This is a genomic window from Halorubrum distributum JCM 10118 (assembly GCF_000337335.1).
Classification (GTDB): Archaea; Halobacteriota; Halobacteria; order Halobacteriales; family Haloferacaceae; genus Halorubrum; species Halorubrum distributum.
This window is the reverse complement of record NZ_AOJN01000023.1, coordinates 13738-30736: the sequence shown is the minus strand read 5'-3', so window position 1 is coordinate 30736 and position 16999 is coordinate 13738. Positions and strand designations below refer to the sequence as shown.

At 70.4% G+C, this 16999-nt stretch carries 21 protein-coding genes; 15 read left to right on the top strand and 6 right to left on the bottom strand.

The annotated features are described in order from the left end of the window. Positions 1-5: 5 nt before the first annotated feature. Genes C466_RS04135 through rpsB form a run of 7 tightly spaced genes read left to right on the top strand, consistent with a single transcriptional unit; the run spans position 6 to position 3629 of the window. Positions 6-359, top strand: a complete 354-nt coding sequence (locus tag C466_RS04135) for a 50S ribosomal protein L18e (RefSeq protein WP_004595256.1) — start codon at positions 6-8, stop codon at positions 357-359. Next, a complete protein-coding gene (locus C466_RS04130; protein WP_004595257.1) occupies positions 356-805 on the top strand; it encodes a 50S ribosomal protein L13 in 450 nt (149 codons plus the stop codon). Before C466_RS04135 ends, C466_RS04130 begins: the two co-directional genes overlap by 4 nt. Beyond that, positions 799-1197, top strand: a complete 399-nt coding sequence (locus tag C466_RS04125) for a 30S ribosomal protein S9 (protein WP_004595258.1) — start codon at positions 799-801, stop codon at positions 1195-1197. Before C466_RS04130 ends, C466_RS04125 begins: the two co-directional genes overlap by 7 nt. Positions 1198-1209: 12 nt before the next feature. Further along, on the top strand, positions 1210-1404 hold the full coding sequence (locus C466_RS04120) for a DNA-directed RNA polymerase subunit N (RefSeq protein WP_004595259.1): 195 nt from the start codon (positions 1210-1212) through the stop codon (positions 1402-1404). A 2-nt stretch (positions 1405-1406) separates the two neighbouring features. Next, complete coding sequence (locus C466_RS04115; RefSeq protein ID WP_004595260.1) at positions 1407-1583, top strand: DNA-directed RNA polymerase subunit K; 177 nt, start codon at positions 1407-1409, stop codon at positions 1581-1583. Then, complete coding sequence (gene eno, locus C466_RS04110) at positions 1583-2785, top strand: phosphopyruvate hydratase (RefSeq protein WP_004595261.1); 1203 nt, start codon at positions 1583-1585, stop codon at positions 2783-2785. Before C466_RS04115 ends, eno begins: the two co-directional genes overlap by 1 nt. 16 nt (positions 2786-2801) lie before the next feature. Further along, positions 2802-3629, top strand: a complete 828-nt coding sequence (gene rpsB / locus C466_RS04105) for a 30S ribosomal protein S2 (RefSeq protein ID WP_004595262.1) — start codon at positions 2802-2804, stop codon at positions 3627-3629. An 86-nt stretch (positions 3630-3715) separates the two neighbouring features. On the opposite strand, the gene C466_RS04100 is transcribed toward rpsB, so the two are convergent. Both C466_RS04100 and C466_RS04095 read right to left on the bottom strand, forming a co-directional pair. Further along, complete coding sequence (locus C466_RS04100) at positions 3716-4066, bottom strand: DUF4870 domain-containing protein (RefSeq protein WP_004595263.1); 351 nt, start codon at positions 4064-4066, stop codon at positions 3716-3718. Between the two features lie 85 nt (positions 4067-4151). After that, on the bottom strand, positions 4152-4739 hold the full coding sequence (locus C466_RS04095; RefSeq protein ID WP_004595264.1) for a mechanosensitive ion channel domain-containing protein: 588 nt from the start codon (positions 4737-4739) through the stop codon (positions 4152-4154). Positions 4740-4865: 126 nt separating this feature from the next. Between C466_RS04095 and mvk the strand changes: the two genes are divergently transcribed. From mvk to C466_RS04075, 4 genes are all read left to right on the top strand, one after another. Continuing rightward, complete coding sequence (gene mvk / locus C466_RS04090; protein WP_004595265.1) at positions 4866-5882, top strand: mevalonate kinase; 1017 nt, start codon at positions 4866-4868, stop codon at positions 5880-5882. Further along, complete coding sequence (locus C466_RS04085) at positions 5879-6682, top strand: isopentenyl phosphate kinase (protein ID WP_004595266.1); 804 nt, start codon at positions 5879-5881, stop codon at positions 6680-6682. Before mvk ends, C466_RS04085 begins: the two co-directional genes overlap by 4 nt. Positions 6683-6746: 64 nt before the next feature. Then, entirely contained in the window at positions 6747-7790 is a 1044-nt protein-coding gene (locus C466_RS04080; RefSeq protein ID WP_004595267.1) for an Mrp/NBP35 family ATP-binding protein, read from the top strand. Beyond that, positions 7787-8128 (top strand): hypothetical protein, encoded by a 342-nt coding sequence (locus C466_RS04075; RefSeq protein WP_004595268.1) that lies wholly within the window; start codon positions 7787-7789, stop codon positions 8126-8128. The genes C466_RS04080 and C466_RS04075 overlap by 4 nt, the downstream gene beginning before the upstream one ends. Before the next feature lie 39 nt (positions 8129-8167). Here C466_RS04075 and C466_RS04070 read toward each other — a convergent pair whose 3' ends face one another. Further along, entirely contained in the window at positions 8168-10081 is a 1914-nt protein-coding gene (locus tag C466_RS04070; protein ID WP_004595269.1) for an aldehyde ferredoxin oxidoreductase family protein, read from the bottom strand. Between the two features lie 126 nt (positions 10082-10207). Between C466_RS04070 and yqeC the strand changes: the two genes are divergently transcribed. Next, positions 10208-10939, top strand: a complete 732-nt coding sequence (yqeC, locus tag C466_RS04065; protein ID WP_004595270.1) for a selenium cofactor biosynthesis protein YqeC — start codon at positions 10208-10210, stop codon at positions 10937-10939. Positions 10940-10943: 4 nt separating this feature from the next. Here the strand turns inward: yqeC and C466_RS04060 are convergent, their stop codons facing one another. Further along, positions 10944-11543, bottom strand: coding sequence for a hypothetical protein (locus C466_RS04060; RefSeq protein WP_004595271.1), 600 nt, complete (start codon positions 11541-11543; stop codon positions 10944-10946). A 90-nt stretch (positions 11544-11633) separates the two neighbouring features. On the opposite strand from C466_RS04060, the gene C466_RS04055 reads away from it, so the two are divergent. Continuing rightward, positions 11634-12788, top strand: a complete 1155-nt coding sequence (locus C466_RS04055; RefSeq protein ID WP_004595272.1) for a CobW family GTP-binding protein — start codon at positions 11634-11636, stop codon at positions 12786-12788. Positions 12789-12798: 10 nt separating this feature from the next. Here the strand turns inward: C466_RS04055 and C466_RS16895 are convergent, their stop codons facing one another. After that, positions 12799-12951: a hypothetical protein gene (locus C466_RS16895; protein ID WP_004595273.1), complete on the bottom strand. Its 153-nt coding sequence runs from the start codon at positions 12949-12951 to the stop codon at positions 12799-12801. A 197-nt stretch (positions 12952-13148) separates the two neighbouring features. Between C466_RS16895 and C466_RS16890 the strand changes: the two genes are divergently transcribed. After that, a complete protein-coding gene (locus C466_RS16890; RefSeq protein WP_004595274.1) occupies positions 13149-13316 on the top strand; it encodes a hypothetical protein in 168 nt (55 codons plus the stop codon). 52 nt (positions 13317-13368) lie between these two features. On the opposite strand, the gene C466_RS04050 is transcribed toward C466_RS16890, so the two are convergent. Beyond that, the gene (locus C466_RS04050; RefSeq protein WP_004595275.1) at positions 13369-14538 is read right to left on the bottom strand and encodes a glutathione-independent formaldehyde dehydrogenase; all 1170 of its coding nucleotides are present in this window, start codon (positions 14536-14538) and stop codon (positions 13369-13371) included. 316 nt (positions 14539-14854) lie between these two features. Between C466_RS04050 and fdhF the strand changes: the two genes are divergently transcribed. Beyond that, the gene (fdhF, locus tag C466_RS04045; RefSeq protein ID WP_004595276.1) at positions 14855-16999 is read left to right on the top strand and encodes a formate dehydrogenase subunit alpha; all 2145 of its coding nucleotides are present in this window, start codon (positions 14855-14857) and stop codon (positions 16997-16999) included.

Here is a 16999-nt window from a genome sequence, read left to right as displayed (position 1 = left end):
CAGCTATGAGTAGCAAGACGAACCCGAAACTACAGAACCTCATTGCCGATCTGAAGTCGGTCTCGCGTGACTCCGGTGCCAACGTGTGGCAGGACGTCGCCGACCGACTGGAGAAGCCACGGCGCACGCACGCTGAGGTCAACCTGGGCCGTATCGAACGATACGCGCAGGAAGACGAGACGGTCGTCGTCCCCGGCAAGGTGCTGGGCAGCGGTGTGCTCGAAACGAACGTTACCGTCGCCGCCGTCGACTTCTCCGGGACCGCCCGGACGAAGATCGACCAGGCCGGCGAAGCGGTGACGCTTGAACAGTACGTCGAACAGAACCCCGAAGGAAGCAACGTGCGGGTGATCCGATGAGCCTCGCGAAAATCGACGCGGATGTCGTCATCGACGCCCGCGACTGTATCCTCGGTCGCGTCTCCTCCGAGGTCGCGCAGCGCGTCCTCGCCGGGGAGACCGTCGCCGTCGTCAACGCCGAGCGCGCCGTCATCACCGGCAACGAGGAGGCGACGATGGAGACGTATCACAAGCGCGCGGAGCTCGGCTCGGACAGCGGGCCCTACTACCCCAAGCGTCCGGACCGGATCTTCAAGCGCGCCATCCGCGGCATGCTGCCGTACAAGTCGGAGGACGGCCGCGAGGCGTTCTCGAACGTGCGCGTGTACGTCGGGAACCCCTACGAGCGCGACGAGGACGTCGAGAGCGTCGTCCTCGACGGCACCTCGCTCGACCGCCTCTCGAACATCAAATTCACCACGCTCGGGGAGATCTCCGAGTCTCTGGGAGCCAACGTCACATGGTAACGAACACCTCAGGCAAGAAGAAGACGGCCGTCGCCCGCGCCACCGTGCGCGAGGGCGAGGGTCGCGTGCGCATCAACTCCCAGCCAGTCGAGCTGGTCGAACCGGAGCAGGCGCGGCTCAAGATGCTCGAGCCGTTCCGCATCGCGGGCGAGGAGCTCCGCGACGGCGTCGACATCGACATCGACGTCGAGGGCGGCGGCTTCAGCGGCCAGGCGGACGCGACGCGGACCGCCATCGCCCGCGGCCTCGTCCAGCACCTCGGCGACGCGGAGCTGCGCGACGCGTACATGAACTTCGACCGCACCCTGCTGGTCAACGACGTGCGCCAGTCCGAACCCAAGAAGTGGGGCGGACCCGGCGCGCGCGCTCGCTACCAGAAGTCCTACCGCTGAGGTGATCCAGTCATGATGATTCCCGTTCGGTGTTTCACGTGCGGCAACGTCGTGGGTGAACACTGGGAAGAGTTCAAGGAGCGGGCTCGCGAGGGCGACGAGGACCCCGGCGAGGTGCTCGACGACCTCGGGGTCGACCGGCACTGCTGCCGCCGGATGATGGTCAGCCACCGCGACCTCGTCGACGTCGTCTCGCCGTACCAGTAACCATGTCAGAACAGCGATACAATCGATACGAGAAGGCACGCATCCTCGGCGCGCGAGCGCTGCAGGTGTCCTACGGGGCGCCCGTGCTGATCGACACGGACCAGACGGAGCCGATCCTCGTCGCCGCGGAGGAGTACGACGCGGGCGCGCTCCCGTTCACCGTCCGGAGGGAGAGCTGATGACGCGGATCACCAGCGTCTCGCTCCGCCGCGTGCTCGACTCGCGGGGGAACCCGACGGTCGAGGCCGACGTGCTCACCGAGTCCGGCGGCTTCGGCCGCGGGGCGGCCCCCAGCGGGGCCTCGACGGGCGAGTACGAGGCGATCGAACTGCCCGCGAGCGAGTCGATCGCGAAGGCCCGCGAACACGCGGTGCCGCGCCTCGAAGGCGTCTACGCGGGCGACCAGCGCGCGGTCGACAACGCCTTACGCGCCGCCGACGGGACGGACGACTTCTCCGCCATCGGTGCCAACAGCGCGGTCGCCATCTCGATGGCGGCGGCGAAGGCGGCCGCCGACGTGCTGGGCGCACCGCTGTACCAGCACCTCGGCGGCGCGTTCCGCGGCGAGAACTTCCCGATTCCGCTCGGCAACGTCGTCGGCGGCGGGGAGCACGCCAAGGAGGCGACCCACATCCAGGAGTTCCTCGCGGCGCCGGTCGGCGCGCCGAGCGTCTCGGAGGCCGTCTTCGCGAACGCCGCGGTCCACGCGGCGGTCGCGGACGTGCTCGACGAGCGCGGCGTCCCCGCGGCGAAGGGTGACGAGGGCGCGTGGGCGCCCCCCATCTCGGACGCGGACGCGTTCGAGGTCGTCGACGAGGCGGTCGACCGCGTCGAAGACGAGGTCGGGTTCGAGATCCGGTTCGGACTCGACATGGCCGCCGCCGAGCTGTACGACGACGACCGAGAGGCGTACGTGTACGGCGACGAGACGAAGTCGGCCGACGAGCAGATCGAGTACGTCGCCGGGCTCGTCGACGAGTACGACCTCGCGTACGTCGAGGACCCGCTCGACGAGAACGACTACGAGGCGTTCGCGGAGCTGACCGACCGGGTCGGCGACCGGACGCTGATCTGCGGCGACGACCTGTTCGTCACCAACGTCGAGCGGCTCCAGGACGGGATCGACGCGGGCGCGGCCAACAGCATCCTGATCAAGCCGAACCAGATCGGGACGCTGTCTGACGCGTTCGACGCCGTCGAGCTCGCCGCCCGCAACGGGTACGAGACGGTCATCTCCCACCGTTCGGGGGAGACCGAGGACACCACCATCGCACACCTCGCCGTGGCGACCGACGCCGGCTACATCAAGACCGGCACGGTCGGCGGCGAGCGCACCGCCAAGCTGAACGAACTGGTCCGCATCGCGGACGACGCGGTATGACGGGCCCACACCACGCATGAGCGAAGACAACGACGCGGTCGAACTCGACGACGACGCGGAGACCGAGGCGGTCGACGCGGCGGTCGAGGAGGAGGCCGACACGACCGAGGAACCGACCGCCGACGCGGGCGCCGAGGAGGCGTCCGCTGACGCCGAAACTGGGGCGTCCGCCGACGCCGAAAGCGAGGCCGCCGAGGCCGCGGAGGAGGCTGACGAAGAGGAGGACGCCTCCCCGTTCGACGACGACGTCATGCCCGACGACGACGTCGACCTGCTAATCCCCGTCGAGGACTACCTCTCCGCCGGTGTCCACATCGGGACCCAGCAGAAGACGGCGGACATGGAGCGGTTCATCCACCGCGTCCGCGACGACGGGCTGTACGTCCTCGACGTGAGCCTGACCGATCAGCGGATCCGCACGGCCGCGGACTTCCTCGCGAACTACGACCCCGAGCAGATCCTCGTCACGTCCTCGCGGCAGTACGGCCGGTTCCCGGCGGAGAAGTTCGCGGACGCCATCGGCGCCCGCGCCCGCACGGGACGGTTCATCCCGGGCACGCTGACGAACCCCGACTACGCCGGCTACATCGAGCCGGACGTCGTCGTGGTGACCGACCCGATCGGCGACGCGCAGGCCGTCAAGGAGGCCATCACCGTCGGCATCCCCGTCATCGCGATGTGCGACTCCAACAACCAGCTGTCGAACGTCGACCTCGTCATCCCGACGAACAACAAGGGTCGCCGCGCGCTGTCGGTCGTCTACTGGCTCCTCGCCAACGAGACGCTCGACCGCCGCGGCGCCGACACGGTGTTCGCCCTCGAAGACTTCGAGGACGAACTGTAGGCCGGTCGCTTTTTGCGTTCACGAACTACGTTTCGCTCGCTCATCCTCCGCGAGCGACCGGTGTCTCGCTCCGAAAGAGCGCGGGCTCAGACGATGTCAGGCGTGTACGGGTACGAGTAGACCTGTCCGTCGTTGGCTTTCACGGTGGCGATGAGGACCAAGACGAGGTCGACGATCCCGATGATCGGGAACAGCAGGAGCCCGATGAACACGAAGCTCAGGACGCCCGCGATCATGAGGGAGACGAAGACTATTATCTGGAAGTTCAGCGAGTTCTTCGCGTTCTGTTTGACGAGTTCGTCGTCGTCGTCCGCGAGGACCAGGAACAGGATCGGTCCGAGGAAGGAGGCGAAGAGCGCCGACGCGTGCGCCAGCGCCGCCAGCGTCGTGTCGCCCTCGACGCGCTCGCCGCCGGTTTCGGTAGCGGGTGTTGACATAGCGAAAGTTGGGTTTCGTAGCTGATAGATAAGCTTTGGGAGACGGCTCCTCGCCCGGTGAGAGTCCGTCGACCGCCGCTCCCGATCAGTCGGCGGTCGAGGCCCCGTCGTCGGCCGTCGCGTCCTCTGCCGGCTCCTCGGGCACGTCGTGGGTCCAGCGCGGCTCGATCTCGCGGTTCGCCATCACGATCCGGTCGCCGGCGTCCGTGTCGATCCGCGTCTTCCGGAGTTCGATGGCGGCGACGGTGCCGGTGACGCCCTTCGCCTCGACGCGGTAGCCGACGTTGAAGTCCGGGTCGCGGAGGAGGTAGACGCCCGCCACCGTGTCCTCGATCATCTCGGAGAGCGCGTAGGAGACCCCGAGGGCGATGAAGCCGACGGCGGTGCCCAGGCTCGCCGCGATGTCGCCCATGCCGAGCACCTTGAGGAAGGTGAGCGCGACGCCGAACCAGAGGAAGATGGCCACGAGCGTGACGATCAGGTCGCCGACCAGTTCGCGGTCGCCGACGTACACACGCTCGATCGACGAGCGGACGAGCGCGAGGACGACTCGCACCGTCACGTACGCCAACGCGAGGAAGACCAACCCCGAGAGCAGGCGGGGGATCGCGACGGCCAACCCCTCGACGAAGTTCGTGAACGACTGTCGCAGAAGCGACGGAAGCGCGGTCATGGCGCGCACGAGGACGGCCGCCGGTGAAAAGCTGACGGGGGCAGGGCAGTCTCACGTTCCGGATCCCCGCCGCTCGCCCCGCCGACAAGCGCAACGCCTGTAAGCGCGCGGGGAGAGGAAGTTCGTATGACCGTTTGCGAAGCGCCGGGGAAGGTGTACCTCTTCGGCGAACACGCCGTCGTCTACGGCGAGCCGGCCGTGCCGGCGGCCATCGAGCGACGCGCGACGGTGACCGCCGAGCCGCGCGAGGACGACCACGTGCGCGTCGAGGCCGAGGACCTCTCCCTGGACGGGTTCACGGTGGAGTACGCCGGCGGCACCGGCGACCGCCCCGACGTCGACGTGCCGACTCCGCTCGTCGAGGCCGCGATGGGATACGTCGACGCGGCCGTCGAGCAGGCGCGGGACGCCGCCGGCGCGCCCGACGCGGGCTTCGACATCACCGTCGAGAGCGACATCCCGCTGGGCGCGGGGTTGGGGTCGTCCGCGGCCGTGGTCGTCGCCGGTATCGACGCCGCGACCCGGGCGCTCGGCGAGCCGCTGGACCGCCGCGAGCTCGCCGACCGGGCGTACCGGGCCGAGTTCGAGGTCCAGGACGGACAGGCCTCCAGGGCCGACACCTTCTGTTCGACGATGGGTGGTGCGGTGCGGGTCGAGGGCGACGACTGCGAGCCGATCGACGCCCCGAACCTCCCGTTCGTCGTCGGCTTCGACGGCGGCGCGGGCGACACCGGCGAACTCGTCGCCGGCGTCCGCGCGCTGCGCGAAGAACACGAGTTCGCCGCGGACACGGTCGAATCCGTCGGCGACCTCGTCCGGGCCGGCGAGGGGCTGCTCGCCGACGCCGACCCGGAGAGCGACCCGGAGCCGGCGCTGCTCGCGGAGCTGGGCGAGCTGATGGACTTCAACCACGGGCTGCTCGCCGCGCTCGGCGTCTCCGCCCGGTCGCTCGACGCGATGGTGTGGGCCGCGCGGGACGCGGGCGCACACGGCGCGAAGCTCACCGGCGCGGGCGGCGGCGGCTGCATCGTCGCGCTCGACGAGAGCGACGCGACGGAGACCGCGCTCTCGTTCACGCAGGGCTGCGAGGAGGCGTTCCGCGCCGAGCTGGCGACCGAGGGCGTCCGGGTGGTGGAGCCGTGACGGGCGGCGCGGCCGATCTCGACGCCGACGCCGCTGACGTCGCCGCACCCCCCGTCGTCCTCAAGCTCGGCGGGAGCCTGATCACGGAGAAGGGCCGCCCCGAGACGCTCGACGACGCGGCGCTCGACGCGGCCTGCGACGTCGTCGCCGGCGCGCTCGCGGCGGGCGACCTCGACCGGCTCGTCGTCGTCCACGGCGGCGGGAGCTTCGGCCACCACCACGCCAGCGAACACGGGGTCTCGACGACCGACGGGACGCGCGACGCGGACGCGGTGGCCGCGGTCCACGGCGCGATGAAGCGGCTGAACGCGCACGTGCTGGAGCGCCTCCGCGAGCGCGGCGTGCCGGTGGTGCCCGTCCACCCGCTGTCGCTCGCGGCGCGGTCACAGGGAGCTGACGGCGGGCTCGACCTCCCGCTCGGGTCGGTGGCGACGCTGCTCGGCGAGGGGTTCGTCCCGGTCCTCCACGGCGACGGGGTGGCGACTGCGCGCGACGGGGTGACGGTCGTCTCGGGCGACGAGCTGGTCGTCGAACTCGCCGCGGGGCTCGGCGCGCGCCGCGTGGGCGTCTGCTCGACGGTCCCCGGCGTCCTCGACGGCGAAGGGGACGTAATCGACGAGATCGACGCGTTCGACGCGGTCGCGGACGCGCTCGGCGCGAGCGACGCCACCGACGTTTCGGGAGGGATGGCCGCGAAGGTCCGGGAACTGCTCGCGCTCGACGCGCCGGCGTACGTGTTCGGCGCGGAGGGACTGGCGCCGTTCCTGCGCGGCGAGGCCGCCGGGACGCGGATCGACTGACCGCCCACCGGAGGGCGGATCGGGTGACAGAACCCTTATTCGACCCACGGCCCTCCCCCCGAGCATGAACGAAGCGGACGTGCGGGAGCGGCTCGCGGACGTGCGGGACCCCGACCTCGGCGACGACATCGTCTCGCTCGGGCTGGTGAACGACGTCGAGGTCGACGAGGGCGCGGGGACGGTCCGCGTGTCGCTCGCGCTCGGCGCCCCCTTCTCGCCGAACGAGTCGGCCGTCGCGGACGACGTGCGCGAGGCGCTGGCGGACACCGGCCTCGACGTGGAGCTGTCGGCGTCGATCCCGGACGACCTCTCGGCAGACGAGCAGGTCCTTCCCGGCGTCCAGAACGTGATCGCGGTCGCCTCCGGGAAGGGCGGCGTCGGGAAGTCGACCGTGGCGGTGAACCTCGCCGCCGGGCTCTCCCAACTGGGCGCCCGCGTCGGCCTGTTCGACGCCGACGTGTACGGGCCGAACGTGCCGCGGATGGTGTCGGCCGAGGAGCGTCCCGAGACCGACGGCGAGACGATCGTTCCCCCCGAGCGGTTCGGGGTGAAGCTGATGAGCATGGACTTCCTCACCGGCGAGGACGACCCCGTCATCTGGCGCGGCCCGATGGTCCACAAGATCATCACCCAGCTCGTCGAGGACGTCGAGTGGGGCGAGCTCGACTACCTCGTGATGGACCTGCCGCCCGGCACCGGCGACACCCAGCTCACGATCCTCCAGACGCTCCCGCTGACGGGCGCCGTGATCGTCACGACGCCGCAGGACGTGGCGCTCGACGACGCGGTGAAGGGGCTCCGCATGTTCGGCAAACACGACACGAACGTCCTCGGCATCGCCGAGAACATGGCCGGCTTCCGCTGTCCGGACTGCGGCGGCTTCCACGAGATATTCGGCTCCGGCGGCGGGAAGGCGCTCGCGCAGGAGCACGACCTCCCGTTCCTCGGCGGGATCCCGCTCGACCCGGAGGTGCGCACCGGCGGCGACGACGGCGAGCCCGTCGTCCTGGAGGACGGCGAGACCGCGGACGCGTTCAAGGTGCTCGTCGAGAACGTCGCGAACAACGCCGGTGTCGTCCGGCGTCGGGGGGTGAGCGAGGGGCGATGACCGACGCTGGCGACGACGCCCCAGACGCCGAGGGGGGCGCCGAGGCGGGAGGTGCCGCCGCCGACCGCGAGGACCCCCTCGCCGCCGCGGGCGTCGATCCGGTGGTACCGGACGAGGCGTCGGACGCGGAGTTCGCCGCGGACGACGAGGTGCGGGAGTTCCTCCGCGACGTGGCCGAGGACGTTCGGGGAGACAGCTCGGAGAGCAAGCAGCTCTCGGCGGTCCTCTACCGCGTCTCGGACCTGTACGACGACGAGGAGGAGACGTCCCCGGAGGAGATCTATCTCAACGTCCGGCACATCATGCGGATCAAAGCCGAGGGGGGACTGCGCCGCTGAGGGGTCCGCGTCGGCCGGAGAGCACGGTTTTTCCGCCCGTCAGTCGTCGGACTCGGCCGCCGCGACGGGGTCGATCGGGCGTTCGTCCAGCGGGGTCGCGTCGTCGACGACGCCGGCGAGTCCGAGCCGGTCGAGCGTCGCTGGCGTCGGGAGCCCGCGGTCTCCCCACCCTCGCGCCGCGTAGTAGCGGTCCAGCAGGCGGTCGAACGCCTCGACGTCGACGCCGGGCGTGCCGTCGGCCGCGGCGGTGCGCAGCGGGGCGGGGAGCGCGTCGTCCGCGCGGTCGAAGCCCTCGCGGGCGTTGAACAGCCGCGTGAGCGTCCAGATGCGCTCGCCGGTCGCCGCGAGCGCGTCGACCGGTTCGTCCGGCGTGGCGGCGTCGGTTCCGCTGTCGACGCCGGCGTCGGTCCCGTCCCCGTCGCGGTCGACGTCGGCGACCGCGGGATGGTCGACCGCCGCGAGCCACTCCGCGCCGAGGTCGGTCCAGACCGCCTCGCCGACGAAGTCGTCGACGACGAGGCTCCAGAGGACGGAGCGAGCGTTCTGCTCGCCGACCACGTCGCGGACCCGGTCTGCGGGGGACCGGTCCGGCCGGGCGAGGGGCTCGCTGTCCTGCGGCCGCGCGCGGCGGTGGCACGCGCCGCGGTCGCTCGTCGCGTACGCGAGCGCGACGCCGACCGCCGCGCGGGGGTCGAAGCCCGGCAGCGCCATCGACTTCACCGTCGGCACGAGTCCCGCGCCGCCGAACCGTTCGACCGCGGCGTCGATACCGTCCGCGAGCGCGTCCGGCAGGTCGGGATCGACATCGAGATCCGGCGGCGCCTCGCGGGCCGCGATCGCCTCCAAGAGGCGCTCGGCGCCGTCGGCGTCGCCGAACGAGACCGGACAGTCGACGATCCCCGCCTCGCCGGCGCGGACCGCCCACGCGACCGCGTTGCCCGCGCCGATCACGTCGAGGCCGAGCCGGTCGCAGACCCCGCAGAGGTCGACGACGCGGTCGAAGTCGTCGATGCCGAGGCCCGCGCCGAGCGTGATCGGCGCCGCGCCGCGGGGGACCACCTCGCCGTCGGGCGTGTCGATCCGGAAGCCGCCGGGGACGTCCGAGCCTTCCCCTTCGTCGGCCCCTTCGCGCCCCGACGAGCGCTCCAGGGCGGCCTCGACGCCGATGTCGTCGGCGCCGTCGAAGCCGGTCTCCGTCCACCCCTCCGCCGCGAGGATCCCGACCTCGTTGGCGTAGTCGACCGTCTCGACCGTCTCGCCGGCCGCCTGCCACTCGCCGGTCGGCTCGTCGCCGTAGGCCGCGGCGTCGCGGTCGCGGAGCGCGGCGAGGTCGTCCGGAACCGTCGGCGAGGGGTCGCGAGCGACGACCGATTTGAGGCGCTTCGCGCCCATCACGGCTCCGGCGCCGCCGCGGCCCGCGTGGTGGGCGCCGCCGCCGCTCGCGATCGTCGCGTACGCCGCCTCGCGCTCGCCGGCGGGGCCGACGCAGGCGACCCCGGCGTCAGGGAACCGCTCGGCCGTCTCGGCAGCGTCGTCGCCCCACGCGTCGGTCGGCTCGATCCGGGCGCGGCCGCCCTCGACCTCGATCCGGACCGGTCGGTCGGCGGCGCCCGTCACGAGCAGCCCGAGGCAGTCTGCGAGCGACCCCGCGAGGCGGTCGGCGAAGTCGCCGCCTGCGTAGGAGTCGAGGAAGCCGCCGGTGAGCGGAGACTTCGTCACCGCGGCGTAGCGCGTCTCTCCCGGGAGGTATCCCGCGAGCGGCCCGACGAAAAGCGCGAGGCAGTTCTCCGGGGCAGTCGGGTCCGTTCCCGGCGACAGCTTCTCGTAGAGGTAGCGCGCTCCGAGCCCCTTCCCGCCGACGTAGTCGCGTCGCCACTCCCGCGGGACGGGCTCGCGGGCGGTCTCGCGCGTCGAGAGGTCGACGCGGAGGACCCGAGTGCGGCGCCGACTCATTCAGCCACTCTGCGCGGCGGAGACGTATCAATCTGTTCGCCGCTGGGGTCGAGTGCCCGCGCGGCGCCCCCTCCGGCCGAGGCTCCGACCGTTAGAGTGAGGCCGGGGGCGGGACAACGTCCGGGCATGGACCTGACGACCGCGCTCGACGCCCGCGACGCGACCGTCTGCGTCGTCGGCGCGGGCGGCAAGAAGTCGACGCTGTTCGCGCTCGCGGACCGGCTCGACCGGTCGGTCGTGACCGCGAGCGTGCGGATACCGATCTTCGACGACCGGGTTGCCGCGGTGCGGGTGACCGAGGACCCGGCGGCCGCGATCGAGGAGGCGGCGGACGGCGACTGGCCGCTCGGGCTGGTCCCCGAGCGCGAGCGCTCGGACCGGTACCTCGGGTACGACGTCGACACCGTCGCCGAGATCGCCGACGCCGCGCCCGGCGCGACGCTCGTGAAGGCCGACGGGGCGCGCCTCCGAGAATTCAAGGCGCCCGGCGACCACGAGCCGCAGATCCCGCCGAGCGCGGACGTCGTCGTCCCGATCGCGAGCGCGCACGTCGTCGGCGAACCCCTCACCGAGGAGCTCGTCCACCGGCCGGAGGAGGTCGCCGCGATCACGGGCCGCGAGATCGGCGACGAGATCCGCCCCGCCGACGTCGCGACGGTCCTCGCGAGCCCCGCGGGCGGGCTGAAGGGGGTCCCCGGCGACGCGGCCGCGATCCCCGTCGTGAACAAGGTCGACGACGAGGCGGACGCCGCCGCGGCCCGGGCGGTCGCCGGGGAGATCCTCTTCCGCGCGAACGTGCCGCGCGTCCTCCTCACGCGCCTGATCGCGGACGACCCGGTCGTCGAGGTCGTGGAGTGAGCCGCTACGAGGTCCCCGCCGGAAGCTCCTCGAACGACCGCCACAGCGCCCGGTACAGCGTCCACGCGTCGACGCCGGTCCGGTCGGTCACGGCCCGGCAGGCGTCGTCGAACCGCCGGTAGTCGGCCGCCGACGGCGGGTCCGGGTAGGGGTCGTCGAGTTCGCCGGCGGCGGCCAGTACCGTCCACGTCCGGCGGTCGATCGCGACGAACCGCGAGGGCGCGAGGAACTGGAGGAACCCGGACGCGACCGCGACGTCGACCCCGTCGAGCGCGGTGAGCGCGTCGAGGGCGGCGGCGACGTTCGCTGAGTCGTCGCTATTCACGCCCACCGCGTCGACGGCGCCGTCGATGGCGTCGATCACGTCGTCGAACTCGTTGTCGCGGAACGCCTCCTCCCGCTCGCGCCGCTCGCGGTCAGGATACTCGCCGAGGTACCGCCGGAAGTACCACCGGACGATCCACTGCGCGTCGCGGCGCCCGTACTCGTCGCCGGCGAACGTCTTCGCGACCGTCTCGACGTGCTGGCGCTCCACGTCGTACAGCGGTTCCGCCGCCGCGTACGCCCGGGCACGGTCCCGGACGGTCGACTCGCTCAGGTCCATCGGCTCGCGGTACGGCGGTGGGACGGATGAACGTTCGTGCCGATCGTCCCGATCGATCGTTTGATACAACCGTGGGGACTGGTAGCATACATGGCAGACGACCGGATCCCGGTCACGGTCCTCAGCGGCTACCTCGGCGCCGGGAAGACGACCATGGTGAACCACCTCCTCGCGAACCCCGGCGACAGGCGGATCGCGGTCATCTTAAACGACATGGGCGAGGTGAACGTCGACGCCGAGCTCGTCGCCCGCGAGAACGACGAGGAGGGCGTCGTCGACCTCTCGAACGGCTGTATCTGCTGCCGGCTCCAGGACGACCTCCTGTCGGAGGCCGCGGCGCTCGCCGAGTCCCGCGAGTTCGACTACCTCCTCGTGGAGTCGTCGGGCATCTCCGAGCCGATCCCGATCGCGCGGGCGTTCACCGAGGGGACCGATGACAGCGAGGTCGACCCGACCGAGCGCTTCCGGCTCGACACGATGGTGACCGTCCTCGACAGCTACGGGTTCTGGAAGGAGTTCAACGCCGGCGAGAGCCTCCCGGGCGACGGCGAGCCGGCGGCCGACCGGCCACTCGCGGACGTGCTCGTCGAGGGGATCGAGTTCTGCGACGTGCTCGTGTTGAACAAGACGGACATGGTCCCCGACGACGTGCTCGACGAGATCGAGTCGGTCGCCGACCGGCTGGGGCCGCGAGCGAAGCGGATCCGGACGAGCTACTCCGAAGTCGATCCGGACGACGTGCTCGACACGGGGCGGTTCGACTTCGAGACGGCCAAGCGGTCGCCGGGGTGGAAGCGGGCGATAGCCGAGAGCGAGGGCGAGGGAGAATCGTCGGGCGAGAGCCGGAGAGAAGGAGGCGGCCACGCGCACGGCCACGACCACGCCGAGGGGGCCGCCGCGGCCCACGGGGTCGACTCGTTCGTCTACCGCTCGACCGACGCGCTCGACCCGGAGCCGTTCGCGGACTGGCTCGACGACTGGGACGGCGCCATCGTGCGGGCGAAGGGCGTCGCGAACGTCACGGGCACCGACGAGGTCATCGGCGTGAGCCAGGCCGGCCCGTCGGTACAGGCCGGACCGATCGGCGAGTGGGCCCCCGACGACGACCGCCGGACGCGGCTCGTGTTCATCGGCAGCGAGATGGACGAGGCGAAGATTCGCGGCGAGCTCGACGACCTGGCGACCGCCGAGGTCGACGGGAAGACGGCGACCGGCGAGGAGGCGACCGAGGCGTTCCCGCTGTGAGGCCGCCGCGTCAGATGCCGAGCTCCGCCTGTAGGTCGTCCCAGTCCTCGTGGAAGCCGTGGGTGGACTCCGTCTCGGCGCCGATCGCCGACTGGTAGACGTCGTCGTACTTCAGCAGCTGGCCCCACTCGTCGTGGAACGCCCAGTTACAGTACTTACACATACGAGTCACCACGAGAGGGATCGACATACCGGTTTCGGCGGGAGCGACGAGTCGGGTACGGCGAGCGGGAGCGACAAGGCAGGTGCGACGGGGCGGGGTTCCTGCGGTCGCCGCCGCGCGTCTCCACCGCCGACAGAGTGAACCCCGTCCGTGGCGTATGGTACCTATCAACGCGGAGCGGCCGCGGCGGGAATCCCATGGTCACATACAGACGCGGCGGACACGTTCAGGGCGGCGACGAGGCGGTCGAACGGGGCTGCGACCTCTGCGAGTGGCACTGCGTCGCCGACGGCTATCCGGAGCTGGTCTCGCGGTACCAGTCGCACCTCAGGGCGGAACACCCGAAGGCGTGGCTCCGGGTCTGACGCGCGTCGCGGTTTGGAAAAAACGGAACGCGGGTGAGGGGTAGCTCGAGAGTCAGGGCTCCAGCAGGACCTTCGTGACGCCCTCCTCGCGAGCGTCGAACGCCTCGTACATCTCGGGCGCTTCCTCGAGGTCCACGCGGTGCGAGACGACCCACGTCGGATCGGCTCGGCCCTCGATGATCATGTCCCGCAGGTAGCGGTTGTACTCCTTCACGTTACACTGCCCGGTGCCGCACTTGAGCCCCTTCTCGAAGAACTTCCCGAAGTCGATGCCGAGGCGGCCCTGCGCGGCCATGTCGTCGGGCGCGCCGGGGTCCTCGGGAACGTAGAGTCCGGGAATCCCCAGCTCGCCGGTCGGCCGGACCACGCGGATGAGGTTGTTGATCACGACCGCCGGGTTCTCCTTGGCCGGCTGGTAGGAGTAGTCCTCCGTCTCCGTGTCGACGTCGTCCGGGTCGGTCGCCTGGTAGCCGACCGCGTCGACGCCCTTGTCGACCATCCCGCCGTGTTCCTCGATGATCTGGTCGACCGGGTCGCCCTCGGAGAAGTCGATCGGGTGGGCGTCGCAGTGCTCCTCGGCCAACTCGAGTCGGCTCGGAACCTGGTCGACGACGTAGATCTCGGCCGCGCCCTTGAGCTTCGCGCTGTAGGCGGCCATCAGCCCGACCGGCCCGGCGCCGAAGATGGCGACGGACTCGCCGGACTCGAGGTTCGCCAGCTCGGTGCCGTGCCACCCCGTCGGGAAGATGTCCGCGAGCAGCGCGAACGCGTCCTCGTGTTCGCGGCCCTCCGGCAGCTTCAGCGCGTTGTGGTCGGCGTACGGGACGCGCAGCTTCTCCGCCTGTCCGCCCGGATACGGGCCCATGGCGACGTAGCCGTACGCGCCGCCCGCGAAGCCGGGGTTGACGTTGGTACAGAAGCCGGTGTACCCCTCCTCGCAGTTCTGGCAGAAGCCGCAGGAGACGTTGAACGGCATGACGACGCGGTCGCCCTCCTCCAGCGTCGAGACCGCCTCGCCGACCTCGCTGACGACGCCCATGTTCTCGTGGCCGAAGATGATCCCCTCCTCGGCCGCGGTCCGTCCCTCGTACATGTGGAGGTCCGACCCGCAGATACAGGACGTCGTGATGTCGACGACGACGTCGTTCGGGTGTTCTATCTCCGGTTCGTCTACGTCTTCGACGGCCACGTCGTACGGGCCTTGATAGACAACGGCTTTCATGTTGATCCCGGTTGAAACGTGTTAACAAACCATAGTAAATGTTTTTCCATTATAAATTACCATTAATAACCTGTCAGCCATCGATGCTAATTCGCCGAATGCTTCGTGCCTCATCCGCCCTCCGCTCCGCCCGTCTTCCGGTTCGCTGACCCTCTGCTTCGCCCGCTCTCCGCCTCGCCCGCCTTCCGGTTCGCTGACCCTCCGCCTCGCCCGTCTTCCGCTCCGCGCACTCTCTCACCGACGGAAACCACCGGTACACTGATGGACGGCCACGATGGATCATGCGGTATGAGCACACACGGGGGCGGTGAGACCGATGTCCAGTGAGCCGGACGACGCGACGAAGACGATCTGTCCGTACTGCGGCGTCGGCTGCGGGATCCGCGTGCTCGAGGGCGACGAGCCCGGCGAGATGCGGTTCATGCCGTGGGGCGACGCGCCAGTGAACGAGGGGAGCGTCTGCATCAAGGGCGGCGCGGCGACGCAGGTCGTCGACCACGAGGACCGGCTGACGGAGCCGCTGATCAAGGAGGACGGCGAGTTCCGCGAGGCGACCTGGTCGGAGGCGCTCGACCGCGTCGTCGACGAGATGGAGGGCATCCGCGAGGAGCACGGCCCGGACGGGATGGGCTTCTTCGGCTCCTCGAAGACGTTCAACGAGGAGAACTACCTCATCCAGAAGCTGGCGCGGCGGTACGGCACCAACCAGGTCGACAACTGCACGCGGATGTGTCACGCGTCGACCGTCTGGGCGCTGCGGACCAGCCTCGGGATGGGCGCGATGACGAACAGCATGGCCGACCTGGAGGACTCCGCGGACGTGCTGTGGATCCAGGGCGCGAACCCCGGCGAGCAGCACCCGATCGCCAACAGCCAGTACTTCCGGCAGGCCGTGCTGGAGGGCGCGACCGTCATCCAGGTCGACCCGCACGCGAACAAGACCACCCGGTCGTTCGAGATCGACGACACCGACCGGCACATACACCTCCAGCTGAAGCCGGGTACCGACATTCCGCTCCTGAACGTCGTCCTCAAGACGATTTTAGAGCGTCACGAGGAGGAGCCGGAGGCGGGCTGGATCGACGAGGAGTTCGTCGAGGAGCGCACCAAGGGCATCGACCACCTGAAGGAGACGCTCGCGGACTTCGACAAGGAGGCGGCCGCCGAGGAGTGCGGCGTCCCGCTGGCGGACATCGAGCTCGCCGCCGAGAAGTACGCGATGGCGAACGACGCCGCCATCTTCACCGGAATGGGGATGAGTCAGCACACCTGCGGCGTCGACAACGTTCAAAACGAGATCAACCTCGCGCTGATCACGGGGAACCTCGGCCGGCCCGGCACCGGCGTCAACCCCCTGCGCGGACAGAACAACGTTCAGGGGACCTGCGACGTGGGCGCGATGCCGAACGTCCTCCCGGGGTACCAGCTCGTCGACGACGACGAGGCCCGCGAGTCGGTCGAGGACGTGTGGGGGTTCGAGGTGCCCGCGGAGCCCGGGCTGACGAACGTCGAGATCTCCCACGCGATCGGCGACACCGTCCACGGCCTCTACGTCATGGGCGAGAACCCGATCATGAGCGAGCCGGACGGCAACCGGACCGAGCAGCGGTTCCGCGAGGATCTCGACTTCATGGTGGTCCAGGACATCTTCATGACCGAGACCGCCGAGCTCGCGGACGTCGTCCTCCCCGCGACGACGTGGGCCGAGCGCGACGGCACCGTCACCAACACCGACCGGCGCGTCCAGCGCATGCGCGGGGTCCACAAGGTCCACGAGAACACGCGCCACGACCTCGACATCCTCTGTGAGGTCGGCACGCGGCTGTTCGACGGCGACGAGTTCGAGTTCGACGGCCCCGAGGACGTGTTCGAGGAGCTGCGCGAGGTGTGCCCGATCATGCACGGGATGACCTACGACGCGCTCGGCGAGACGGGGCTCCACTGGCCCTGTTACGAGGAGGGCGACGAGGGCGACCCGTTCCTCTACGAGGACGAGTTCGAGACCGAGGACGGCCTCGGCCGCATCGAGGGCGTCGTCCACCAGGAGCCGAAGGAGGTCCCCGACGAGGAGTACCCGCTCGTGTTGACCACCGCGCGGCTCGAAGAGCATTACAACACCGGGACGATGAGCCGGCGCTCGCCCACGCTCTCGAAGCAGCACCCGGAGAACTTCGTCGACGTCCACCCGAACGACGCCGAGCGGTACGGGATCGAGGACGGCGACCACGTCGTGCTGAAGTCCCGCCGCGGCGAGATCACCGTCCGCGCCGACGTTACCGAGGACATCAAGGAGGGGGTCGTCTGGACCACGCCGCACTTCGCGGCCGCCTCCGCGAACCGCCTCACCAACGACGTGCTCGACGAGCGCGCCAAGATTCCGGAGTACAAGGCCGCGTCCGCGGAGATCGAGGTCGACATCGAGGCCGCGGGCGACGACTCGCCGGCTTCGGCGGACGACTAA

Excerpts from the sequence above, each read along its gene's own strand:
- C466_RS04135 (WP_004595256.1), top strand. The coding sequence starts at position 6 with ATGAGTAGCAAGACGAACCCGAAACTACAGAACCTCATTGCCGATCTG.
- C466_RS04130 (WP_004595257.1), top strand. The coding sequence starts at position 356 with ATGAGCCTCGCGAAAATCGACGCGGATGTCGTCATCGACGCCCGCGAC.
- C466_RS04125 (WP_004595258.1), top strand. The coding sequence starts at position 799 with ATGGTAACGAACACCTCAGGCAAGAAGAAGACGGCCGTCGCCCGCGCC.
- C466_RS04120 (WP_004595259.1), top strand. The coding sequence starts at position 1,210 with ATGATGATTCCCGTTCGGTGTTTCACGTGCGGCAACGTCGTGGGTGAA.
- C466_RS04115 (WP_004595260.1), top strand. The coding sequence starts at position 1,407 with ATGTCAGAACAGCGATACAATCGATACGAGAAGGCACGCATCCTCGGC.
- eno (WP_004595261.1), top strand. The coding sequence starts at position 1,583 with ATGACGCGGATCACCAGCGTCTCGCTCCGCCGCGTGCTCGACTCGCGG.
- rpsB (WP_004595262.1), top strand. The coding sequence starts at position 2,802 with ATGAGCGAAGACAACGACGCGGTCGAACTCGACGACGACGCGGAGACC.
- C466_RS04100 (WP_004595263.1), bottom strand. The coding sequence starts at position 4,066 with ATGTCAACACCCGCTACCGAAACCGGCGGCGAGCGCGTCGAGGGCGAC.
- C466_RS04095 (WP_004595264.1), bottom strand. The coding sequence starts at position 4,739 with ATGACCGCGCTTCCGTCGCTTCTGCGACAGTCGTTCACGAACTTCGTC.
- mvk (WP_004595265.1), top strand. The coding sequence starts at position 4,866 with ATGACCGTTTGCGAAGCGCCGGGGAAGGTGTACCTCTTCGGCGAACAC.
- C466_RS04080 (WP_004595267.1), top strand. The coding sequence starts at position 6,747 with ATGAACGAAGCGGACGTGCGGGAGCGGCTCGCGGACGTGCGGGACCCC.
- C466_RS04075 (WP_004595268.1), top strand. The coding sequence starts at position 7,787 with ATGACCGACGCTGGCGACGACGCCCCAGACGCCGAGGGGGGCGCCGAG.
- C466_RS04070 (WP_004595269.1), bottom strand. The coding sequence starts at position 10,081 with ATGAGTCGGCGCCGCACTCGGGTCCTCCGCGTCGACCTCTCGACGCGC.
- yqeC (WP_004595270.1), top strand. The coding sequence starts at position 10,208 with ATGGACCTGACGACCGCGCTCGACGCCCGCGACGCGACCGTCTGCGTC.
- C466_RS04060 (WP_004595271.1), bottom strand. The coding sequence starts at position 11,543 with ATGGACCTGAGCGAGTCGACCGTCCGGGACCGTGCCCGGGCGTACGCG.
- C466_RS04055 (WP_004595272.1), top strand. The coding sequence starts at position 11,634 with ATGGCAGACGACCGGATCCCGGTCACGGTCCTCAGCGGCTACCTCGGC.
- C466_RS16895 (WP_004595273.1), bottom strand. The coding sequence starts at position 12,951 with ATGTGTAAGTACTGTAACTGGGCGTTCCACGACGAGTGGGGCCAGCTG.
- C466_RS16890 (WP_004595274.1), top strand. The coding sequence starts at position 13,149 with ATGGTCACATACAGACGCGGCGGACACGTTCAGGGCGGCGACGAGGCG.
- C466_RS04050 (WP_004595275.1), bottom strand. The coding sequence starts at position 14,538 with ATGAAAGCCGTTGTCTATCAAGGCCCGTACGACGTGGCCGTCGAAGAC.
- fdhF (WP_004595276.1), top strand. The coding sequence starts at position 14,855 with ATGTCCAGTGAGCCGGACGACGCGACGAAGACGATCTGTCCGTACTGC.